The following is a 17,999-nucleotide window of genomic DNA, read 5'->3' as shown; positions in this document are numbered from 1 at the left end:
CCCCATGAAGCTCGTGCTCGGCATCGACCCGGGCACGGCCGTTACGGGGTATGGCGTGGTGTCGCTCGAGGGACGCAGCACGGCCCTCGTGGAGTGTGGCGTGATTCGCACCAATGCGCGTGACCCGCTCCCCCAGCGATTGCACGAGGTGCATGAGGGAGTGCGGGAACTCATCACCCGGCACCGCCCCGATACGCTGGCCATCGAAGACGTGTTCTACTCCAAGAACGTGCGCACCACCGTGGTGCTCGGGCATGCGCGGGGCGTCATTCTGCTCGCGGCGCAACAGGCGGCCCTCACGATTCACGAGTATCCGCCCGCGGCGATCAAGAAGGCTGTGACCGGGCGGGGGAGCGCCAGCAAGGAGCAGGTGCAGTTCATGGTCGGCCGGCTGTTGCGGCTCAAGCAGCCACCACAGCCAGCCGATGCGGCCGACGGGGTGGCTGCCGCGCTCTGCGCCTGTCTGTCGGTCACGTTGCCCTCGCTGCCGCCGCTCAACCTGCCGTCTCTCGCTTCGGTTCGCGCGGCCGCGCGCACGCATACCACTCGCCGTTCCTCGGAGTCTCGCGCATGATCGCACTGGTCACCGGCACGCTGGTCACCCGAGAACTCGACCGCGTGGAGATCATGACGGCGGGGGGCGTGGGCTACGAATGCCTCATTCCGCTGTCGGTATTCGAGGGGCTGCCCGCCTCGGGACAGCAGGTGACGCTGCACACGCATCTCTCGGTGCGCGAGGATGCCTGGCACCTCTACGGATTTGCGCATCCCTACGAGCGTGCAGTCTTCCAGAAGCTGCTCGGTGCCAAGGGGGTTGGCCCCGCTCTCGCGCTCGGCATTCTGTCGGCGCTCACCCCCGAACGCGTCGTGCGGGCGCTGCGGGAGAAGGACGTCACCACACTCATGCGGGTCCCCCGCGTGGGGCGCAAGAAGGCGGAGCAGATCATTCTCGATCTTGCCGACAAGATCGAGGTGGTAGGTAGCGGACCCGCATCGGGTGGGGCCCCCCCCGGCAATCCCGTGGCCGACGACGCCACGCGCGCGCTGGTGGCGCTCGGCTACAATCAGCCAGACGCCGAGCGTGCGGTTCGGGCGGTCATGGAGAGCGGCGCCGCCGACGACGTGAGCACCGTGGTGCGGGGCGCGCTGGGCAAGTTGACGGGGAAGTGACGGGCGGTGCACCTCGGGTGTTGGCCGGCCCCTCGCCGATCGCGTGAATCACGCGACTGACGTGAATCCGGTACGGTCGGGGAGGTGCCCGAACATTTCCCGCGGCGGGGGGTCTCACACGCGTGCTCTTCACCTTCCGCACCCGAACCGCTCTGCTCGTGTCGCTCTCCGCGCTCGGTATTGCTGGTGGCACCGCCCTGCACGTGATCCCCGAGGTGCCCGCGGGGCTGGCCTGTGTGGCAGACAGTTCCCGACGCGTCACGTGGGTACATGGTCCGGTCACTGACCGGGAGGAGCTCGACCGCTGGTGCGCCGGAGTCGGCCCGGCGGTGGTGCAGCGGTACGAGGCGCCTGTCGGTCAGCGTCCCACGTCGGCCCACGAGCTCACGGTGGTGAGCTGGAACACCAATGTGGGCGGGGGCGATCTGCACGGCTTCATCCGCGCTCTGCGTGCGGGACGCTTCACAGATGGCGACAGCGTCGAGCACTTCGTACTGCTGCTGCAGGAGGTGTATCGGACCGGGCACGACGTGCCGCGCGGGGCGGCCATGCGGCCACGCCGGATTGCGCCACGGCCAGCGCATGGCTGGCGTGCGGCGGTCGTCGAAGTGGCGCGGGACCATGGCCTGCACCTGTTCTATGTCCCGTCCATGGCGAATGGCTGGGCGCATGCGGACGGCGCTCGCGAGGACCGCGGCAACGCCATCATATCCACGCTGCCGCTCGACGATCACCTGGCCATCGAACTGCCGTTCGAGGGGCAGCGCCGTGTGGCCGCGAGCGCGACCGTGCGGTCCACCACGCCCGATGGACGGCCGCTGCCCCTGCGCGTCGTGAGCGTGCACCTCGACAATCGGTCGATCGTGTCCCGATTTCAACGCAGCTTCGGCAGCGGCCGGGCGCGACAAGCCGAGGCGCTCACGGCGGCGCTGTCGCGGGACTCGAACGCGCTGCCAACCGTGGTTGCTGGTGACCTCAATACCTGGGCCCCGTCGTCGTGGGAACGTGCGGTCGCCGTGCTGCGCGCGCACTTCCCGCACGGCAATGCCACCAACGGCCCCACGTACGCCGGTCGCCCAATGGGTGTGGGGCGCACCCTCGACCACATGCTGTTCCGCCTGCCCGTGGCCGAGGCGCAGGAGCGCGCCCCATCCGGTCCGTCAGCCTCCACGCCGTTGCCGCCACCGTCCGCCCAGACGCCGGTGTTCGAACGACCCGTGTCGCGGCGGCTCGACGATGCGCACGGATCCGACCACTACCCGCTGCTGACCCGTCTCACCCTCGCCGACGCGCGCTGACCGACGCGCGCTGACCGACACACCAAGCGTGCGCCGTCTACATGAGATTGCGCATGAGCCGGGCCAGCAGCGTCATGCCACGTTCAAAGAGTCCGCGACTCGACAGCAGCGTGGGCGTGACCTCAACCGATTGCGCCAGATCACGCGTGAACTGGTCGGCCATGTCGTCGGCCAGCGCGTGGTCCTGCACCTGCAGCACGGCCTCGTCATTGATGCGCAGCGACAGGTTGTCGAGGTTGAGGCTCCCCACCGACACGAAGCTCTCGTCGATCAGGATCGTCTTCGCATGCATCATGGCCGGGCGATACTCGTAGATGCGCACGCCGCCGGCGAGCAGTTCGGAATAGGTGCTGCGCGCGGCCCAATGGGAGAACGGAATATCGGTCTTCCGGCTGGGTACGAGCACGCGCACATCCACACCGCGCCGCGCCGCGGCGACGAGCCACCCCCGCAGGCCGCGGTTGGGCACGAAATAGGAGTTGGTGATGTACACGCGGCGGCGCGCCCCGGCGAGCGCGAGGGCCAGGAAGCGCTCCGGCACGGATGTACCGAACGCCCGCTGTGTGAACATGACTCCAGCTACCGCGCCCGAGTCCACGGCGTCAGCCGGCGCATCGGCAGGAAACTCCCCGGTGAGCAGATCACCGGTGGCATTGGCCCAGCCGATGGCGAATGCCCCGACCAGCTGTGACACCGCCGGCCCCGTGAAGCGGACGGCGGTCTCCCGCCACGACGGTTCACCGTTGCGGGAGATCCACTTGTCGGCAAAGCCGAAACCGCCCACGTAGCCTACGCGTCCGTCGATCGCCACGATGCGCACGTGTGACCGATGCATGGACTCGTGCATGGCCCACCAGCGCACGGGGCGCAGCGTGGCGACGGCGGCGCCCGCTGCGCGCAGACTGTCCATCCACCCGCTGGTGAGGGCATTGCAGCCGAACCCATCGCGCAGGAAGTACACGGCGACTCCGGCACGGGCCCGTTCGGCAAGCCGGGTCTTGAGCCACTCCGTGACCTCACCGGGTTCGCAGTAGTAGTTCTGGACCGCAATGGACTGGGTCGCCGCGCGCAGGTCCTCATCGAGACGCGCCATGGTCGCCGGGCCGTCCACCAGCAGGTCGACATGATGGCCGGGCTCCATGGTTGTCTGCGTGAACGCGGCGAGCGCCGTGCGGAAGCGTGGCGAGTCCACGGCGGGTACGCTGTCGAGGCCGATCGGCCGCAGCACGCGAATGTCGGTGGTGCCGAAGGTGTCGGCGAAGCGATGCCACGTTTGCGCGAGCGCGAACACGAGCGGCACGAAAAAGAACGCGACGGCGAGCAGGCGTACCACCTGCTGCTGCCGTCGCGTTCGGGGTGCCAGCCGCTTCCACATGCGCGGCTAAGCGCGCGGTGACAGCCCGTCCACCAGACTCGTCCGGTAGGCCTTCCAGGCCGGCACGAAGCCGATCAGCATGCCGCTGATCATCACCATCGCGAGATAGCTGTACTCGGTGTCACCGAGGGCACGAAGAGCGAGGTGGATGCCGAAGCGCTGTTCGATTTGCGTCTGCGTGGCGGCCAGCCCACCGTACACGAGGGCCACGCCGATGACGCATCCGAGGAAAGCGAGCAGCGTGCTTTCGAGCACGAGCAGTGCAAGAATGGTTCGCGGTCCCGCGCCGACGGCGCGAAGAATGGCCATCTCGCGCCGACGTGCCTCGAGCGACGAGTAGAGCGCCACGAGCATGCCGGTGATGCTGATGGCCACGGCGAACATCGCGATTACCCGCAGTCCCACTTCGGCACTGCCGATGTTCTGCCACAGTTCGCCCAGTGCCACGCCGGGGATGATGGCGGTGAGGGGCTCCACCAGATCCGTGTTCATCTCGCGCTGCAGCATGAGCGCTTCGAAGCGATTCTTGGTCCCCACGAAAAACGCCGTGATCTGATAGTCGCCGTGATCATGTTCCGCGTCTTCGGCCTGATCGCCGGCGCGCTCGGCGGCGGTCGATGGCGCGGGCGTGACGCGCACCTTCGGTGCGGCGGGAGGCGGGGGGGGCTCGGCCCCAGGCATGGCCGCGGGCGTACCGGGCGGGGGTTCCGCTCCCGGCATGACCAGGGGCGTCCCGGGGGGCGGTTCTGCTCCGGGCATGACCATGGGCGTCCCGGGAGGCGGTTCGGCGCCAGGCATGGCCATGGGCACGCCTGCCGGTGGCGCCTTCGGTATGCTCGCCGCACGCTGCTTGTTGGCCTCGACGATCGCGCGATCGCGATTCTCCGTTCCCGCCCTCCTCCCCCCTGTCGGTTGCACCGCGGCGGCGGCCGCCGGGCCTTCGCTCTCCTCGTGCATCGCCTCGATTCCTTCGAGCGTGACATACACGGAGCGGTCGATGGGCGTGAAGGTGCGCGCCAGCACCCCCACGACACGGAACGGGTGCGCGTCGTGGTTGCTGGTGCCAATGTCGCGCAGGCCGTGCGTCACCACGACCGGCGTCCCCACGGCGTACTGGAGCCGTGCGGCCACTTCACTGCCAATGACGACTTCGGTGTCGGCCTGCGCGGCGCGACCGGCGGCGAAGGTGATGCGCCCGTTGTTGCGGAACCGGTAGCGCTCGTAGAACTCGGTGCTGGTCCCCACGACGCGGAAGCCGCGATGGCTGTCGCCGAGGGAGTAGGGCACCACCCACTTCACGGCCGGGTGCTGCTGCCAGCGCTGCATCGTGCGCAGCTGGACGCTGCCGGCCGGGTTGCCGATGCCGAAGACCGTGCTCAGGAGTACCTGCAGCGAACCGCCGCGCGCGCCCACGATGAGATCGACGCCGCGAATGGTGCCGGCGAAACTGTCCCGAACACCGGCACGCACGGTTTCGATTCCCACCAGCAGCGTGACCGAAAGAGCAATGCTGGCAACGGTCAGCGCGGTGGTGAGCTTGCGGCTGCGCAGCGATGCCAGGGCAAGACGCAGAATGAGCATCATGGGCGCGGGTCCGCCTGTGGCGAGCGGCACGCGGCCGTGGTGCTGCGCCCGTTCGTCGCCGCGGTATTGATCTCGCCCAGTTCCACGATGCGCGAGAAGAGCGGCATGAGCGTGTGATCGTGGCTCACGAACACCAGGGTGGCCTGCGCCTTCTCGCAGGAGCGGAAGAGCAGTTCGAGGAACTGCTCGCGACGGTCGGTATCGAGGGCGCTGGTGGGCTCGTCGGCGATGACCACCTCGGGGCTGCCGATGAGTGCGCGCGCCGCGGCCACGCGCTGCTGCTGCCCCACGCTCAGCTCGCCAATGGGCGTGTCGAGAAACCGCGCAATGTCGAGTTGCGACGCCACGTCGCGCACCGCCGCGTCGAACGTCTGCGCCCCCAGTCGTGCGCGCCGCGCCGACTCGAGACGAATGGGCAGCAGGATGTTCTCCCGCACCGACAGGTACGGGATGAGGTTGAACATCTGGAACACGTATCCGAGATGGCGGGCGCGGAAGGCATCGCGCTCGCCGTTGGACATGCGGCTGAAGTCCTGCCCCAGCACCCGCACCTCGCCAGCATTCGCGCGCAACACGCCGGCAAGAAGGCCGAGCAGCGTGGTCTTGCCACTGCCGCTCGGCCCGTGCAGGAACACCGTTTCACCGCGCGCGATCGACAGATGATCGATCGCCAGCACCGCCTGGCCCGCGCGATAGGCGAATCGGAGCTTCGACAGTTCGACGGCCAGCACCGACGACGTCGGAGTGGTCATGCGGGTGCCGGCCTACTTGGCGGAGTACGGCTCGACCTTCATCCCTTCCAGCGTGTAGCCCACGGTGCCGTACGGACTTTCGACCGAAGCGATCTTGAGCGTGCCCGACATCCACACGGCATCGAAGAGATTGAGCTTGACGGCCTTCTTCCCGCTCATCTCCACCATGACGATCTGGTTGGGCGGCGGCGGCGGCGTGTGGACGCAGGCCCCGTAGTATGGCACCAGCAGGAACTCGGCCCCCTCTTCCTGGAAGTCGTCGAGAGGCACCACAAACCCCGGGATGCGCACCTGCTTCCCCTCGAGCTTCCGGAGCGTGTCCGTGGCCTTGCCGTTGGTGTAGTCGAGGCCGGCGAGCACGCGCCAGTCGATGTTCACCGGCTGTTGCGTGGCACCGACCGGGGATGGCGTATCGGTGGGGCGCGCCGGCGTCGTAATGGCCACGCGCTTGGCGACCGGCGGTACGCCCGGGCGAGTGAACGCCGATCCCACCACCACCAGGGCAGCCAGACCAGCCACGGAGAGCAACGAATTGGTGCGACGCGTCATGTAAGTCTCGGAGGCAAAACGGTTACCTCAATGTACGCGAATGAGGGCGGAATGTTGCCCGGGCTGTCCCCCCCGCCGACCCGCTGCCCTCGCACCGTCCCCTTTCGGTATATTTGCGGCCATGTCGCGCGCCGAAATCACCACGCCGGAAGCCCTGTCCGAAGAAGGGCTCGTCGAACTGTCGCTCCGGCCGCAACGGCTGGCGGAGTTCATCGGCCAGAAAAAGGTGAAGGAGAGTCTGGCCATCGCGATCGAGGCGGCCCGGGCGCGCCGGGAGCCGCTCGACCACATCCTGTTCTTCGGGCCGCCTGGACTTGGCAAGACGACGCTCGCCGATCTGATGGCGCGCGAGTTGGGGGTGAACCTCACGACGACCTCGGGGCCGGCGCTCGAGAAGCCCAAGGATCTGGTGGGTCCGCTCACCAACCTGCGCGCCGGCGATGTGCTTTTCATTGACGAGATTCACCGCCTGCGCCCCGTGATTGAGGAATTCCTCTATCCGGCCATGGAGGACAACAAGATCGACGTGCGGCTCTCCGACGGTCCCAACGCGCAGACGGTGCAGATCGACATTCAGAAGTTCACGCTCGTTGGCGCCACCACGCGCCTGGGGATGCTGACGGCGCCCATGCGGGCGCGATTCGGTCTCGTGCACCAGCTGGCGTTCTACCCGGTAGAGGAACTCGAAATCATCGTCCGCCGCACGGGTGAGGTGCTACGCGTGGACATGGACGCCGCCGGCGCCCACGAAATCGCCAAGCGCTCGCGTGGCACGCCGCGCGTGGCCAACCGCCTGCTGCGGCGGGTGCGCGACTACGCACAGGTTCGTGCCAACGGGCGCATCACCGTCGAGGTGGCGCAGGCGGCGCTGGCGCTGCTCGATGTCGATCACTTCGGGCTCGATGACATGGACACGCGGCTGCTGCGCGCCATCATCGAGAAGTTCGACGGCGGACCCGTGGGGTTGGGCACCATTGCCGCCGCCATTGGCGAGGATGCCGGCACCATCGAGGACGTGTACGAGCCGTTCCTCGTGCAGCACGGCTTCCTGCAGCGCACGCCGCGCGGACGCATCGCCACGGCGCACGCCTATCGTCACCTGGGATTCACGCCACCAACCGGTGCGGCGGAGCAGCACGGGCTGTTCTAGCCCGCCCGGCGCCGGACCAAAACGCGTGGCTCACGCGTTGTTGCACCCCCGGTCCGGTCTGCGGCGGCAATTCGTGTGAGATCCTATGGGTTCATCATCGTGATCTGGGACCAGCCCGCACTCCGGCGGGACCAATGTACCGTGAGCCGTTGCGCCCGGGACCAGTTTCGATTGTCTTTCGCTCCCTTATGACCGTTTCGTCCGAACCTGCGGCCCCTGCGGAACCGGCGGCTCCCACCGGTGCCCGCACGTCCGACTACGATTACGAGTTGCCCGACACGCACATCGCGCAACGGCCCGTCGAGCCGCGCGACGCCAGTCGGCTCCTCGTGCTCGACCGTCGCGACGGGTCGCTGGCGCATCGCACCTTTCGCGACGTCCTCGAGCTGATTCCGGACGGAGACGCGCTGGTGCTGAACACCACCAAGGTGTTCCGGGCACGGCTACTGGGGCATCGGGAAAGCGGTGGTCCGGCGGAGATCCTGCTGCTGCGCCCCGCCGAGGGCACGGCCGACGGCCTGCACTTCGAGGCGATGATCCACCCGGGCGGCAAGCTGCGCCCGGGCCGGACGGTCACGATCGCCGATGGCTTCACGGTGGAGATCGTGGACACGACGCCGCGCCGCACGCGCATCGTGAAGCTGCACACCACGGGCAACCCCATGGACGCGGTGGAAGCGCACGGTCACGTGCCGCTCCCGCCCTACATCGAGCGGGCCGACGAAGCGGGCGACGCGAGCCGCTACCAGACCGTCTATGCCCAGCAGGCAGGGTCGGTGGCCGCGCCCACGGCCGGCCTGCACTTCACCGACGATGTCCTCGCCCGACTCGACGCCAAGGGCGTGGAACGCGTGCATGTGCTGCTGCACGTAGGCGCCGGCACCTTCCGGCCCGTGAGTGATGATGACCCCTCGCGGCATGTGATGCATGAGGAGTGGTGCCAGGTGAGCCGTGAGGCGGCGGACCGGCTCAATGCCGTGCGCGCCCGCGGCAACAAGATCTGGGTGGTCGGCACCACCGGGGTCCGCACGCTCGAAACGGCCACGGACGCGCACGGTATCGTGCAGCCGTTCCAGGGGAACACGGACATCTTCCTGCGGCCGCCGTACCAGTTCCGTGGTGTCGATCATCTCATCACGAACTTCCACTTGCCGAAGTCCACGCTCATCATGCTGGTGGCCGCCTTTGCCGGCTATGAGCGCACCATGCACGCGTACCGGACCGCGGTGGCCGAGCACTACCGCTTCTACTCGTACGGCGACGCGATGGCGATCGTGTGACCTGACGCCGGTTCCGCTATTTTTCAGCGGTGACCAGCCCGTTTCAATTCCAGACGACCCACACCGACGGCCATGCCCGCGCCGGCGTGTTCACCACGCCCCACGGCACGGTGGCCACGCCGCAGTTCATGCCGGTCGGCACCCTTGCCAGCGTGAAGGCGCTCGACCCGGAGGATCTCACGCGGCTTGGCGCCACCATGATCCTCGCCAACGCCTACCATCTCCGCCTGCGCCCCGGCGACGAGATGATCCGCACCATGGGCGGGCTGCACCGGTTCATGCAGTGGGATGGCCCCATCCTGACCGACAGCGGCGGCTTTCAGGTGTTCTCCCTCGAGGGGTTGCGCACGATCGCCGAGGAGGGCGTGGCGTTCCGCAGCCACCTCGACGGGTCACTGCAGCAGTTCACTCCCGAGTCGGTCATGCAGATCGAGCGCAATCTGGGCGCCGACGTGATCATGCAATTCGACCATGTCGTGCCCGGGCAGTCGCCCCACGAGCTGGCGAAGGTGGCCATGGAGCGCAGTGTGCGCTGGCTCGAGCGGTGCCGGGTGGCCTTCGAGCGGTTGCAGGCAGACGACACGCTGGCCCCCACCCCGGTGCAGGCCCTCTTCCCCATTGTACAGGGGGGCATTCATGCGGACCTCCGCCGGGACTCGGCGCGGTCCATCATGAACGGTGGCGATTGGGTGGGGTATGGCGTGGGCGGGTTGTCGGTGGGGGAAGCCAAACCCGACATGTACGCCATGCTCGATGTGGTGAACGGGGAGCTCCCCGCGAACCGGCCACGCTACCTCATGGGGGTGGGATTCCCGGAAGATCTGGTGGAGGGCGTTGCCCGTGGCATCGACCTGTTCGACTGTGTCGCCCCCACCCGCATGGGACGGACCGGGGCCTTCTTCACGCGCACCGGGCGAAAGAACATCAAGAACGCCCAGTGGCGGCTCGACCCGGCACCGCTCGAGGACGGGTGCACCTGCGCCGCCTGCACCCGCTTTTCCAAGGCGTACATCCGACACCTGTTCGTGGCGGAGGAAATCCTCGGACTCCGCCTCCTGAGCCTCCACAATGTACATTTCCTTGTCGCGTTGATGCGCGATGCCCGCGCCGCCGTTCAGGCCGGCACGTTCGCAGGCTGGAGCCGTGATTGGCTCGCCCATTACCACTCAAGCAAGACCACGTCATGAGCGCTTCCGTCATTGCCAGCTTCGCCCTGCTGCAGGCCGCCCCCGGCGCCGCCGTGCCGCAGATGATTTTCATGTACGGCGCGATCTTCGCGATCTTCTATTTCGTGCTCATCCGGCCGCAGCAGAAGCAGCGCAAGCAGCACGAAGAGCGCGTGAAGACGCTCAAGAAGGGCGACGAGATCGTGACGGCCGGCGGCATCGTCGGTGAGGTGCTGCACATCGCCTCTCAGGGGAAGGACGGCACGGCCACCCTCGCCGATCGCATCACGATCAAGTCGGGGGAGAGCAAGCTGGTGGTCGAGCGCGGCCGCATCGCCGCCGTGGCTGGCAGCACGCCCGCGGCCTGAGTCCGGCCTCATCCGCGCGACCTCACGCTCCTTCTTCCGCACTTCCCGCCCGACCGTCCCGTGTCCCTGCTCGATATCCACGTCCTCGGCTCCCCCATTCTCCGGCAGGAGACCCAGGTGGTCACGCAGATCACCCCGGCGCTGCGCCGCCTGGTCGACGACATGTTCGAAACCATGGAAGTCGCGAAGGGGGTGGGGCTCGCAGCACCGCAGGTCGGGCGCAGCGAGCGGCTGTGCGTGGTGGATGCCGACGATGCGCGACTCGTGGTCATCAACCCCGAAATCGTACACACGGAAGGCGGGGTGATCCGGGGTGAAGAGGGGTGCCTCTCCATGCCGGAGATCTACGCCGATGTGGACCGCCACGCGCGGGTGACGGTGCGCGCGCAGGACATCGACGGCGCCTGGTACGAGGTGGAACTCGCCTCGGGGCTGCTGGGGCGATGCCTGCAGCATGAGATCGATCATCTGCACGGCCGCATGTTCACCGACCGCCTGAGCCTGCTCAAGAAGCGGTCGGCGCTCAAGGAGTGGGAGTACGAGAAGGCCAAGTATCCGAAGAACGTCCGCGTGCTTCCCGTCGGCGATCTGCCGCCGGAGAAGGACGGCGCGAGCGCGTAACGGACTCGGCGCCCCGTGAGAATTCTGTTCTGGGGCACGCCCGACTTCGCCGTGCCACCGTTGCGCGCCCTGCTGGGTGAAGGGCACGATGTCGTGGGCGTCGTCACGCAGCCCGACAAGCCGCGGGGCCGCTCGCGCACCCAGCTCGATCCGTCACCGGTCAAGGTCGTCGCGCTCGAGGAATCGCTGCCAGTGCTGCAGCCGCTCAAGCCGCGCGGCGACGAGTTCCTGCAGCAGGTGCGCGACCTGGCCCCCGACATCTCGGTGGTGGTGGCCTACGGCCACATTCTCCCCAAGGCCGTGATCGACCTGCCCCCGCACGGCACGCTCAACATTCATGCGTCGCTGCTGCCGACCCTGCGCGGCGCCGCGCCCATTCAGGCCAGCCTGCTGCAGGGGATGGCCGAAACGGGGGTCACCATCATGCAGATGGTACCGGCGCTCGACGCGGGAGACATGCTGCATGTCCTGCGCACTCCCATTGGGGCGGAGACCACCTACGGTGAGTTGCACGACCAGCTGGCGGAGATGGGCGCGCTGGCCATCGTGCAGGCGCTCACGCTCATCGAGGCGGGGGTATCGCGCGCCGTGCCACAGGACGACGCGCTCTCCACCTACGCCCCCAAGATCGAGCGGTCCATGGCGCGTCTCGACTTTTCCGCCGACGCCACTGTGGTGTCGCGGGTCGTGCGCGCCTTCGATCCGCGCCCCGGCGCGTTCGCCATGCTGCGCGGCGCGGAGGTGAAGTGCTTCGGCGCGCGGATTCACGAGGACGGCACCGACGCGTCGCTCGACGAGCCGACCCGCGCCAGTCCGCCCGGCACGGTGCGCAGCGCCGATGATGGCGGGCTGCTCGTGCGATGCGGTCGCGGCGCCATTCGCCTCATGGACGTCCAGCCCAGCGGCAAGCCGCGCATGACGGCCGCCGCCTGGGCCCGCGGACGGGGCGTGCAGGTGGGTGACGCCTTTGCCGTGCCGAGCAGCGACCACGCCCACGGCTCGGCGTCGTGAGTACCGTGAAGCGCCCCTATCAGGGCACACACAAGGGCCCCGAGGTCACCGAATCGCGCACCGCGGCGGCACTCGTACTGACCGACCTGCGTAGCGGGCAGCTGCTCGACGGCAGCTTCGAACGCCGCACGGCGCTGCTCGACGCGCGCGACCGCCGCTGGGTGCAGGAGCTCGTCTGGGGGATGCTGCGCACGCGCGCGCGACTCGATGCCATCCTCGCCGACCGCGTGCGGGGGGGCATCGCCAAACTCGACGCCGATGTGGCCGACCTGCTGCGCCTCGGCACGTATCAGCTGCTGCACATGGACAGCGTGCCGCCGTATGCCGCCATCGGGCAGACGGTGCAGCTCACCAAGCAGCGTCACGGCATCGGCGCCAGCACGCTGGCCAATGCCGTGCTGCGCCGCATCGATCGGGAGCGGGCCCACGTCCAGCCGGTGGCGCCGGCCGACCCCCTCGACGCGCTCGCGCAGCAGTATTCGCACCCGCGCTGGGTGGTGCAGCGCTGGGCTGAACGGTGGGGGCTGGAAGACACCGCCCGGCTGCTGAGCGCCAACAACACGCCGGGCGGTATCGTGCTGCGCCCGTATGGGATCGATCGACCGCAGCTCGTGGCCATGCTGGATGGCGCCGGCGTGGAGACCCACGAGGTCCCCGGCGTCCCCGATTCGGTGCGCCTGGCCGGCGCGGTGGCGCTCACCGAACTGGGCGCCTTCAAGCAGGGGAACTGCTACGTGCAGGACCCGGCGGCGACGCTGGTGGTGCAGTATGCCCATGTGGACGTTGGCAGCGTGGTGGCCGACCTGTGCGCGGCGCCCGGCAGCAAGGCGCTCGAGCTGTCGCGACGCGCGGCCCTGGTGATTGCGGCCGACCGGCAGGGCGCCCGTGTCGATCGCATGCTTCAGGGTTTCGGCCGGCTCGACGCCAATCGCCTGCAGGTCGTGATCGCCGACGCAACGCAACCGGCAATCGCGCCAGTGGATGCGGTGCTGGTAGATGTGCCCTGCACCGGCACCGGCACCTTTCGGCGGCACCCCGATGCGCGGTGGCGCCTGCGCGTGAGCGACTTCGCCGTGCTGGGGGCGCTGCAGAAGCGCATCCTGCGGGCGGCGGCCACCGTGGTGAAGCCCGGCGGGCTGCTGGTGTACAGCACCTGCTCGCTCGAGCTCGAGGAGAACGACGACCAGGTGGCCACTTTTCTGGCCGATCATCCGGAGTACTCCGTCGAACCCCCATCCCCGGGCACCGTGCCGGACGCCCTGCTCGACGGCGGACTGCTGCGCGTCCTGCCGCATCGCCACGGATTTGATGGGGCCTTTGCCGCGCGACTGCGCAGGGCGGCCTGATGAACGCCACGCTGAAGCGCTGGGGAAAACGCGCCGTCGTGGCCCTCCTGCTTGGCGGCGCGCTGGGCGCCGGCGCCGGCGTGTTGACGGTCAACCGGCTGGAGCCCGGGCGCGGCACCGGGGTGGATTCGCTGGCCGTGATGCTCGACAGCATTGCGCGCGGGAATGTGCCGGCGGCGCGCGGCGGCGCATCCGGGGCTGCCCCGAGCACATCGGCTGCCCCCCCGGCAGCGCCTGTGGTGGCGCCTGCGGAACTCGTGGCGGTGCCCGCACTCGAGGGGCTCGAGGAAGGTGCCGCACGAAATGCGCTGCTCGACGCCGGGCTCGTGGTGGGGGAAATCGAATTCCGCGCCTCCACCCGCCCTGCCGGCACCGTGCTGGCCTCAGTCCCGGCGGCCGGCGCCCAGCTGGCTCCTGAATCGCCGGTCACGCTCATCCTGAGCGACGGGCGCGGCACCGATCCGGACACCCTTGCGGTACCGGCACCGTCTTCTCTTTCGCATTCTTCCTCATGAGCGTTCGCATCGCCCCGTCCGTCCTCAGCGCCGACTTCCGCAAGCTCGGCGAAGAAATCGCCATGTGTGACGCCGGCGGCGCCGATTGGATTCACGTGGACGTCATGGACGGCCGCTTCGTGCCCAACCTGTCGTTCGGCGTGAAAGTCATCGACGCGGTGAAGAAGAGCACCAGCAAGGTGGTGGACGTGCACCTCATGGTGCTCGAGCCACAGAACTACTTCGACGATTACGTGAAGGCCGGCGCCGACGTACTCACCATTCACGCCGAAGCCGCGCCGCATCTCGACCGCCAGATCATGCGCATCAAGGAACTGGGCGCGAAGGCGGGGGTGGCGCTCAACCCCGGCACGCCGCTCAGCGCCATCGAGGAGGTGGTGCACCTGCTCGACCTCGTACTCATCATGAGCGTGAACCCGGGCTACGGCGGGCAGAAGTTCATCGACTACTCGGTGGACAAGATCGAACGCGCGCGTTTCCTGCTCGACCAGGCACAGAGCCGCGCCGTGCTGGAAGTGGATGGGGGCATTTCGCGCGACACCATTCAGCGGTGCTGGCGGGCCGGCGCCGACACCTTCGTGGCCGGCAACGCCATCTTCGGCGCCGCGCATCCGCAGCAGGAAATCGCCATGCTGCGCAACCTCTGCTCGGAACACGTATGACGGCGAAGCAGCAGTGGCTGGTCGTGCTGGGTATCGTGGCGCTGCTGGGTGGCGGTGCCTTCGCCGCCTCGCACTTCCTCGAGGACGAACTCACGAGTATCACCATGGGGAGCGATGCTCCCGGGTTCGCGGCCGCCACGCTCGACACACCACCGCGCATGAAGTCGCTCAGCGACTATCGTGGCGAGGTCGTAGTGCTCAACATCTGGGCCACCTGGTGCATTCCCTGCCGCACCGAGATGCCGAGCATGGAGAAGCTGTTCAAGGAGCTCGGCCCCAAGGGGCTCAAGATGGTCGCCGTGAGCGTGGACAACGCCGGTGAGGAAGAGAAGATCCGCGAGTTCGTCAAGGAGTATGGACTCACCTTCGAGGTGCTGCACGATGCGGCCGGCAGCATTCAAGGTATCTATCGCACGACCGGTGTCCCGGAAACATTCGTCCTCGACCGCGACGGCGTGATTCGCAAGAAATGGATCGGCGCCGACGATTGGGCGTCCGACGGCAACCGCCGCCTGCTCGAGCAGTTGCTCGCGCAGCCCAAGTCGTAACGCGCACGGCACGCGTGCGCGTCCTCGGCATCGAGACCTCCTGCGACGAAACGTCGGCGGCCGTGGTGAGCGGCACGCCCTCGGCAATGTCGATCGAGTCGCTGGTCATTCTGTCGCAGGACGTGCACCGCCTGTTCGGCGGCGTGGTGCCGGAGATTGCCAGTCGCCAGCACCTCACCGGCATCGTGCCGGCGGTGGACGCGGCGCTGCATGACGCCGGCGTAGTGGCCGGCGACCTCGATGCCATCGCGGTGACGTACGCCCCGGGACTCGTGGGCGCGCTGCTGGTGGGCACGAGCTACGCCAAGGCGTTCGCCTATGCGCACGACGTGCCGGTGGTGCCCGTGCATCACCTCGAGGGGCATCTCTTTGCCACGCTGCTCGAACACGAGCAGGCGGCGCCGCCCTTTACCGCGCTGCTGGTGAGCGGCGGACACACCCTGCTGCTCGACGTGCCCGCATGGGGGCGCTACACGCTGCTGGGGCAGACGCGCGACGACGCCGCCGGCGAGGCATTCGACAAGGTGGCCAAGCTGCTGGGGCTACCCTACCCCGGCGGGCGTCCCATCGAACAGCTGGCGGCCACTGCACCAAGCCCTGAGCACGGTCACGCGCACCATTTCGCGCGCCCCATGCTGCGTCGGCGCGCGGTCGTGACCGACGAAGACTACTACGACTGCTCGTTCAGCGGCCTCAAGACGGCGGTCCTGCACGCCGTGCGCAAGTCCGAGCAGGCCGGTACGCTGGAGCAGGACCGGGCGGGCATCGCGCGCGGGTTTCAGGACGCCGTGATCGACACGCTCGTGGAGAAGACCTACCGCGCCGCCAAGGCCCACCGGCGTGGCCGCGTGGTCTTGGGAGGCGGCGTGGCCTGCAACAGCGCGCTGCAGCAGGCCATGCGCGAGCGGTTCGCCGGTCGTGGCGGCGAGGTGTTCGCGCCCTCTCCGCGACTCGCCACCGACAATGCCGCCATGATTGCCGCAGCGGGGCTCTTTCGGGCGTCGCAGGGCGAACGGGGCGACCCGACCTTCACCGCCGTGGCCTCGCTGCCCCTTCCGGGGCTGGTCGCCGACCGGCATGCCGTCACCGACTGAGTACTTTTGAGCATGCTTTCTCCCATTGTACACCACCCCGCGAACTTCCAGCTCGGCCCGCTCGAGGTCACCGGCTTCGGCCTCGCGGTGCTGGCGGCGTTCGCCGTGTCGCAGATCATCTGCCAGCGGGAGCTGTGGCGTCGCGGGCATGACGTGGAGGCCGACGCCATTCCCGACATCGTACTCGCCGCGCTGCTGGGGACGCTGATCGGCGCGAAGACGTACTATGTGGTGCTCACCGGCGACCCCGGGGCCTTCTTCAGTCGCGGGGGCTTCGTGTTCTGGGGCGGCTTCATGGGGTCGGTCGCGCTCTGCTGGGCGGTCATCCGCTACAAGAAGCTCAACTTCCTGCGCATCGCCGATGTGGCGGGAATAGCCATTGCCGCCGGCTATGCGGTGGGGCGCACCGGGTGCTGGGCGGTGGGCGACGACTACGGACGGCCGTGGAACGGCTTCCTGGCGACGCAGTTCCCCGAGGGGGCGCCGCCGAGTACGGTGAGCGTGATGAGTTCGCAGTTCGGCGTGAGCTTCCCCGCCGGAACGAACCCCGCCGATGTGGTGGCGGTGCATCCCACGCAGCTCTACGAGACGCTGATGGGATTCATCATGTTCATGGTCTTGTGGCGGTTCCGCGCGCACACGAACCGCGAGGGGTGGCTCTTTGGTCTCTACTGCGTGGTGGCGGGGATCGAGCGCTTCATCGTGGAGTTCTTCCGCGCCAAGGACGACGCGTTGACCGTGGGGCTCACCACCGCGCAGATCATCGCCATCACGATCTTCTCGATCGGCGTGGGGTTGCTGGTATCGCGGCGGAGACCGGTGGCGGCAGCGTAGGACGGTGCCGGCGGCGAGCTGGTGCAACGGCAGACGGCAGACGGCAGGAACGACAGCTCGCAGTACGGGAGGAATGTGGGAGAACAACACGGGCGCGGCCGCTTTGCGGCGCGCCCGATTTCCTTTGGGGTGTCGTATCGGGGCGGCGCGCAGCGCCAGCCCCGGGTTGTTCTTCCGCATGCCTCCCGTCTGCCGTCTGTGGTTCCTGCCGTCTGCCGTCTGCAGTAGAGAGAGAGGCCAGCGGAACCTCGCGACGATCACGACCGCACCCCACCCTCCCCAATCCCGACGCCCCTATTCCCCATTGCGCCGAGAACGCCGAGTCGTGTATACTCCAATACACCTGTTGAGAACAATTCTCATCTACTCCCGTGCGCTCGGCCTCCCTTCCTACGCTCCAGCCTGCTGACAGTGCGCCGCGCACCACCTGCGCGCTGAGCGCCTGTCGCGCCGGAACCCGCGCCACCGTGGTGGATATCGAGTGCTCCGGCGACGAAGCGTGCCGCCTGCGTGCGCTCGGCTTCTGCGAAGGGACCGCCGTCAACATCATCGACGCGCGCGACGCCATGCTCCTCGAAGTGCGCGGGACCCGGCTCGCTCTGGGGTCGGCGCTCACGGCGGGGATCACCGTGCAGCCGGTCGCCGCGCGAGCCTGAGCCCGCGCAACCGGCACCGG

General features: G+C 68.4%; 20 protein-coding genes. 16 read left to right on the top strand and 4 right to left on the bottom strand.

Going from position 1 to position 17,999, the window contains the following annotated elements; translation table 11 throughout:
* The first annotated feature begins 4 nt into the window (after window positions 1-4).
* From ruvC to O9271_RS06115, 3 genes are all read left to right on the top strand, one after another.
* Complete coding sequence (gene ruvC, locus O9271_RS06125) at window positions 5-574, top strand: crossover junction endodeoxyribonuclease RuvC (RefSeq protein ID WP_298267183.1); 570 nt, start codon at window positions 5-7, stop codon at window positions 572-574.
* Window positions 571-1,170 (top strand): Holliday junction branch migration protein RuvA, encoded by a 600-nt coding sequence (ruvA, locus tag O9271_RS06120; protein ID WP_298267181.1) that lies wholly within the window; start codon window positions 571-573, stop codon window positions 1,168-1,170. Before ruvC ends, ruvA begins: the two co-directional genes overlap by 4 nt.
* A 122-nt stretch (window positions 1,171-1,292) precedes the next feature.
* Window positions 1,293-2,468, top strand: a complete 1,176-nt coding sequence (locus O9271_RS06115) for an endonuclease/exonuclease/phosphatase family protein (RefSeq protein WP_298267179.1) — start codon at window positions 1,293-1,295, stop codon at window positions 2,466-2,468.
* 37 nt (window positions 2,469-2,505) lie between these two features.
* Here O9271_RS06115 and O9271_RS06110 read toward each other — a convergent pair whose 3' ends face one another.
* Genes O9271_RS06110 through O9271_RS06095 form a run of 4 tightly spaced genes read right to left on the bottom strand, consistent with a single transcriptional unit; the run spans window position 2,506 to window position 6,728 of the window.
* Window positions 2,506-3,843 carry a phospholipase D-like domain-containing protein gene (locus O9271_RS06110; protein WP_298267177.1) on the bottom strand — a complete coding sequence of 446 codons (1,338 nt, stop codon included), beginning with the start codon at window positions 3,841-3,843 and terminating at the stop codon, window positions 2,506-2,508.
* A 6-nt stretch (window positions 3,844-3,849) separates the two neighbouring features.
* Window positions 3,850-5,427: an ABC transporter permease gene (locus tag O9271_RS06105; protein ID WP_298267174.1), complete on the bottom strand. Its 1,578-nt coding sequence runs from the start codon at window positions 5,425-5,427 to the stop codon at window positions 3,850-3,852.
* Complete coding sequence (locus O9271_RS06100; RefSeq protein WP_298267172.1) at window positions 5,424-6,179, bottom strand: ABC transporter ATP-binding protein; 756 nt, start codon at window positions 6,177-6,179, stop codon at window positions 5,424-5,426. Before O9271_RS06100 ends, O9271_RS06105 begins: the two co-directional genes overlap by 4 nt.
* Window positions 6,180-6,191: 12 nt before the next feature.
* Window positions 6,192-6,728 carry a DUF3299 domain-containing protein gene (locus O9271_RS06095; protein WP_298267169.1) on the bottom strand — a complete coding sequence of 179 codons (537 nt, stop codon included), beginning with the start codon at window positions 6,726-6,728 and terminating at the stop codon, window positions 6,192-6,194.
* A 121-nt stretch (window positions 6,729-6,849) separates the two neighbouring features.
* Here O9271_RS06095 and ruvB point away from each other — a divergent pair, with 121 nt between their 5' ends.
* The 13 genes from ruvB to O9271_RS06030 all read left to right on the top strand — a co-directional run bounded on the left by ruvB (window position 6,850) and on the right by O9271_RS06030 (window position 17,979).
* Complete coding sequence (gene ruvB / locus O9271_RS06090; protein WP_298267167.1) at window positions 6,850-7,878, top strand: Holliday junction branch migration DNA helicase RuvB; 1,029 nt, start codon at window positions 6,850-6,852, stop codon at window positions 7,876-7,878.
* Window positions 7,879-8,066: 188 nt separating this feature from the next.
* Window positions 8,067-9,158 (top strand): tRNA preQ1(34) S-adenosylmethionine ribosyltransferase-isomerase QueA, encoded by a 1,092-nt coding sequence (gene queA, locus O9271_RS06085; RefSeq protein ID WP_298267165.1) that lies wholly within the window; start codon window positions 8,067-8,069, stop codon window positions 9,156-9,158.
* Between the two features lie 29 nt (window positions 9,159-9,187).
* Window positions 9,188-10,345 (top strand): tRNA guanosine(34) transglycosylase Tgt, encoded by a 1,158-nt coding sequence (gene tgt / locus O9271_RS06080; protein WP_298267162.1) that lies wholly within the window; start codon window positions 9,188-9,190, stop codon window positions 10,343-10,345.
* Window positions 10,342-10,692 carry a preprotein translocase subunit YajC gene (yajC, locus tag O9271_RS06075; RefSeq protein ID WP_298267160.1) on the top strand — a complete coding sequence of 117 codons (351 nt, stop codon included), beginning with the start codon at window positions 10,342-10,344 and terminating at the stop codon, window positions 10,690-10,692. Before tgt ends, yajC begins: the two co-directional genes overlap by 4 nt.
* Before the next feature lie 60 nt (window positions 10,693-10,752).
* Window positions 10,753-11,313: a peptide deformylase gene (gene def, locus O9271_RS06070; RefSeq protein ID WP_298267158.1), complete on the top strand. Its 561-nt coding sequence runs from the start codon at window positions 10,753-10,755 to the stop codon at window positions 11,311-11,313.
* Between the two features lie 15 nt (window positions 11,314-11,328).
* Window positions 11,329-12,324, top strand: coding sequence for a methionyl-tRNA formyltransferase (fmt, locus tag O9271_RS06065; protein ID WP_298267155.1), 996 nt, complete (start codon window positions 11,329-11,331; stop codon window positions 12,322-12,324).
* 5 nt (window positions 12,325-12,329) lie between these two features.
* Entirely contained in the window at window positions 12,330-13,670 is a 1,341-nt protein-coding gene (rsmB, locus tag O9271_RS06060; protein WP_298267153.1) for a 16S rRNA (cytosine(967)-C(5))-methyltransferase RsmB, read from the top strand.
* Entirely contained in the window at window positions 13,670-14,185 is a 516-nt protein-coding gene (locus tag O9271_RS06055; protein ID WP_298267150.1) for a PASTA domain-containing protein, read from the top strand. The genes rsmB and O9271_RS06055 overlap by 1 nt, the downstream gene beginning before the upstream one ends.
* The gene (gene rpe / locus O9271_RS06050) at window positions 14,182-14,847 is read left to right on the top strand and encodes a ribulose-phosphate 3-epimerase (RefSeq protein WP_298267147.1); all 666 of its coding nucleotides are present in this window, start codon (window positions 14,182-14,184) and stop codon (window positions 14,845-14,847) included. Before O9271_RS06055 ends, rpe begins: the two co-directional genes overlap by 4 nt.
* Window positions 14,844-15,395: a TlpA disulfide reductase family protein gene (locus O9271_RS06045; RefSeq protein WP_298267145.1), complete on the top strand. Its 552-nt coding sequence runs from the start codon at window positions 14,844-14,846 to the stop codon at window positions 15,393-15,395. The genes rpe and O9271_RS06045 overlap by 4 nt, the downstream gene beginning before the upstream one ends.
* 14 nt (window positions 15,396-15,409) lie before the next feature.
* Window positions 15,410-16,489 carry a tRNA (adenosine(37)-N6)-threonylcarbamoyltransferase complex transferase subunit TsaD gene (gene tsaD, locus O9271_RS06040; RefSeq protein ID WP_298267143.1) on the top strand — a complete coding sequence of 360 codons (1,080 nt, stop codon included), beginning with the start codon at window positions 15,410-15,412 and terminating at the stop codon, window positions 16,487-16,489.
* A gap of 12 nt (window positions 16,490-16,501) precedes the next feature.
* A complete protein-coding gene (locus O9271_RS06035; RefSeq protein ID WP_298267140.1) occupies window positions 16,502-17,323 on the top strand; it encodes a prolipoprotein diacylglyceryl transferase family protein in 822 nt (273 codons plus the stop codon).
* A 371-nt stretch (window positions 17,324-17,694) separates the two neighbouring features.
* Entirely contained in the window at window positions 17,695-17,979 is a 285-nt protein-coding gene (locus O9271_RS06030) for a FeoA family protein (RefSeq protein WP_298267136.1), read from the top strand.
* Window positions 17,980-17,999: the final 20 nt, after the last annotated feature.

It is taken from the genome of Gemmatimonas sp. (genome assembly GCF_027531815.1).
GTDB lineage: Bacteria > Gemmatimonadota > Gemmatimonadetes > Gemmatimonadales > Gemmatimonadaceae > Gemmatimonas.
Note: the sequence above shows the minus strand (reverse complement) of the source record. Positions and strands in the feature narration are given on the sequence as shown.

Bases quoted from the DNA above. Each gene is read 5' to 3' on its own strand.
- ruvC (WP_298267183.1), top strand. From the start codon at position 5: ATGAAGCTCGTGCTCGGCATCGACCCGGGCACGGCCGTTACGGGGTAT.
- ruvA (WP_298267181.1), top strand. From the start codon at position 571: ATGATCGCACTGGTCACCGGCACGCTGGTCACCCGAGAACTCGACCGC.
- O9271_RS06110 (WP_298267177.1), bottom strand. From the start codon at position 3,843: ATGTGGAAGCGGCTGGCACCCCGAACGCGACGGCAGCAGCAGGTGGTA.
- O9271_RS06105 (WP_298267174.1), bottom strand. From the start codon at position 5,427: ATGATGCTCATTCTGCGTCTTGCCCTGGCATCGCTGCGCAGCCGCAAG.
- O9271_RS06100 (WP_298267172.1), bottom strand. From the start codon at position 6,179: ATGACCACTCCGACGTCGTCGGTGCTGGCCGTCGAACTGTCGAAGCTC.
- O9271_RS06095 (WP_298267169.1), bottom strand. From the start codon at position 6,728: ATGACGCGTCGCACCAATTCGTTGCTCTCCGTGGCTGGTCTGGCTGCC.
- ruvB (WP_298267167.1), top strand. From the start codon at position 6,850: ATGTCGCGCGCCGAAATCACCACGCCGGAAGCCCTGTCCGAAGAAGGG.
- queA (WP_298267165.1), top strand. From the start codon at position 8,067: ATGACCGTTTCGTCCGAACCTGCGGCCCCTGCGGAACCGGCGGCTCCC.
- yajC (WP_298267160.1), top strand. From the start codon at position 10,342: ATGAGCGCTTCCGTCATTGCCAGCTTCGCCCTGCTGCAGGCCGCCCCC.
- O9271_RS06055 (WP_298267150.1), top strand. From the start codon at position 13,670: ATGAACGCCACGCTGAAGCGCTGGGGAAAACGCGCCGTCGTGGCCCTC.
- rpe (WP_298267147.1), top strand. From the start codon at position 14,182: ATGAGCGTTCGCATCGCCCCGTCCGTCCTCAGCGCCGACTTCCGCAAG.
- O9271_RS06045 (WP_298267145.1), top strand. From the start codon at position 14,844: ATGACGGCGAAGCAGCAGTGGCTGGTCGTGCTGGGTATCGTGGCGCTG.
- O9271_RS06035 (WP_298267140.1), top strand. From the start codon at position 16,502: ATGCTTTCTCCCATTGTACACCACCCCGCGAACTTCCAGCTCGGCCCG.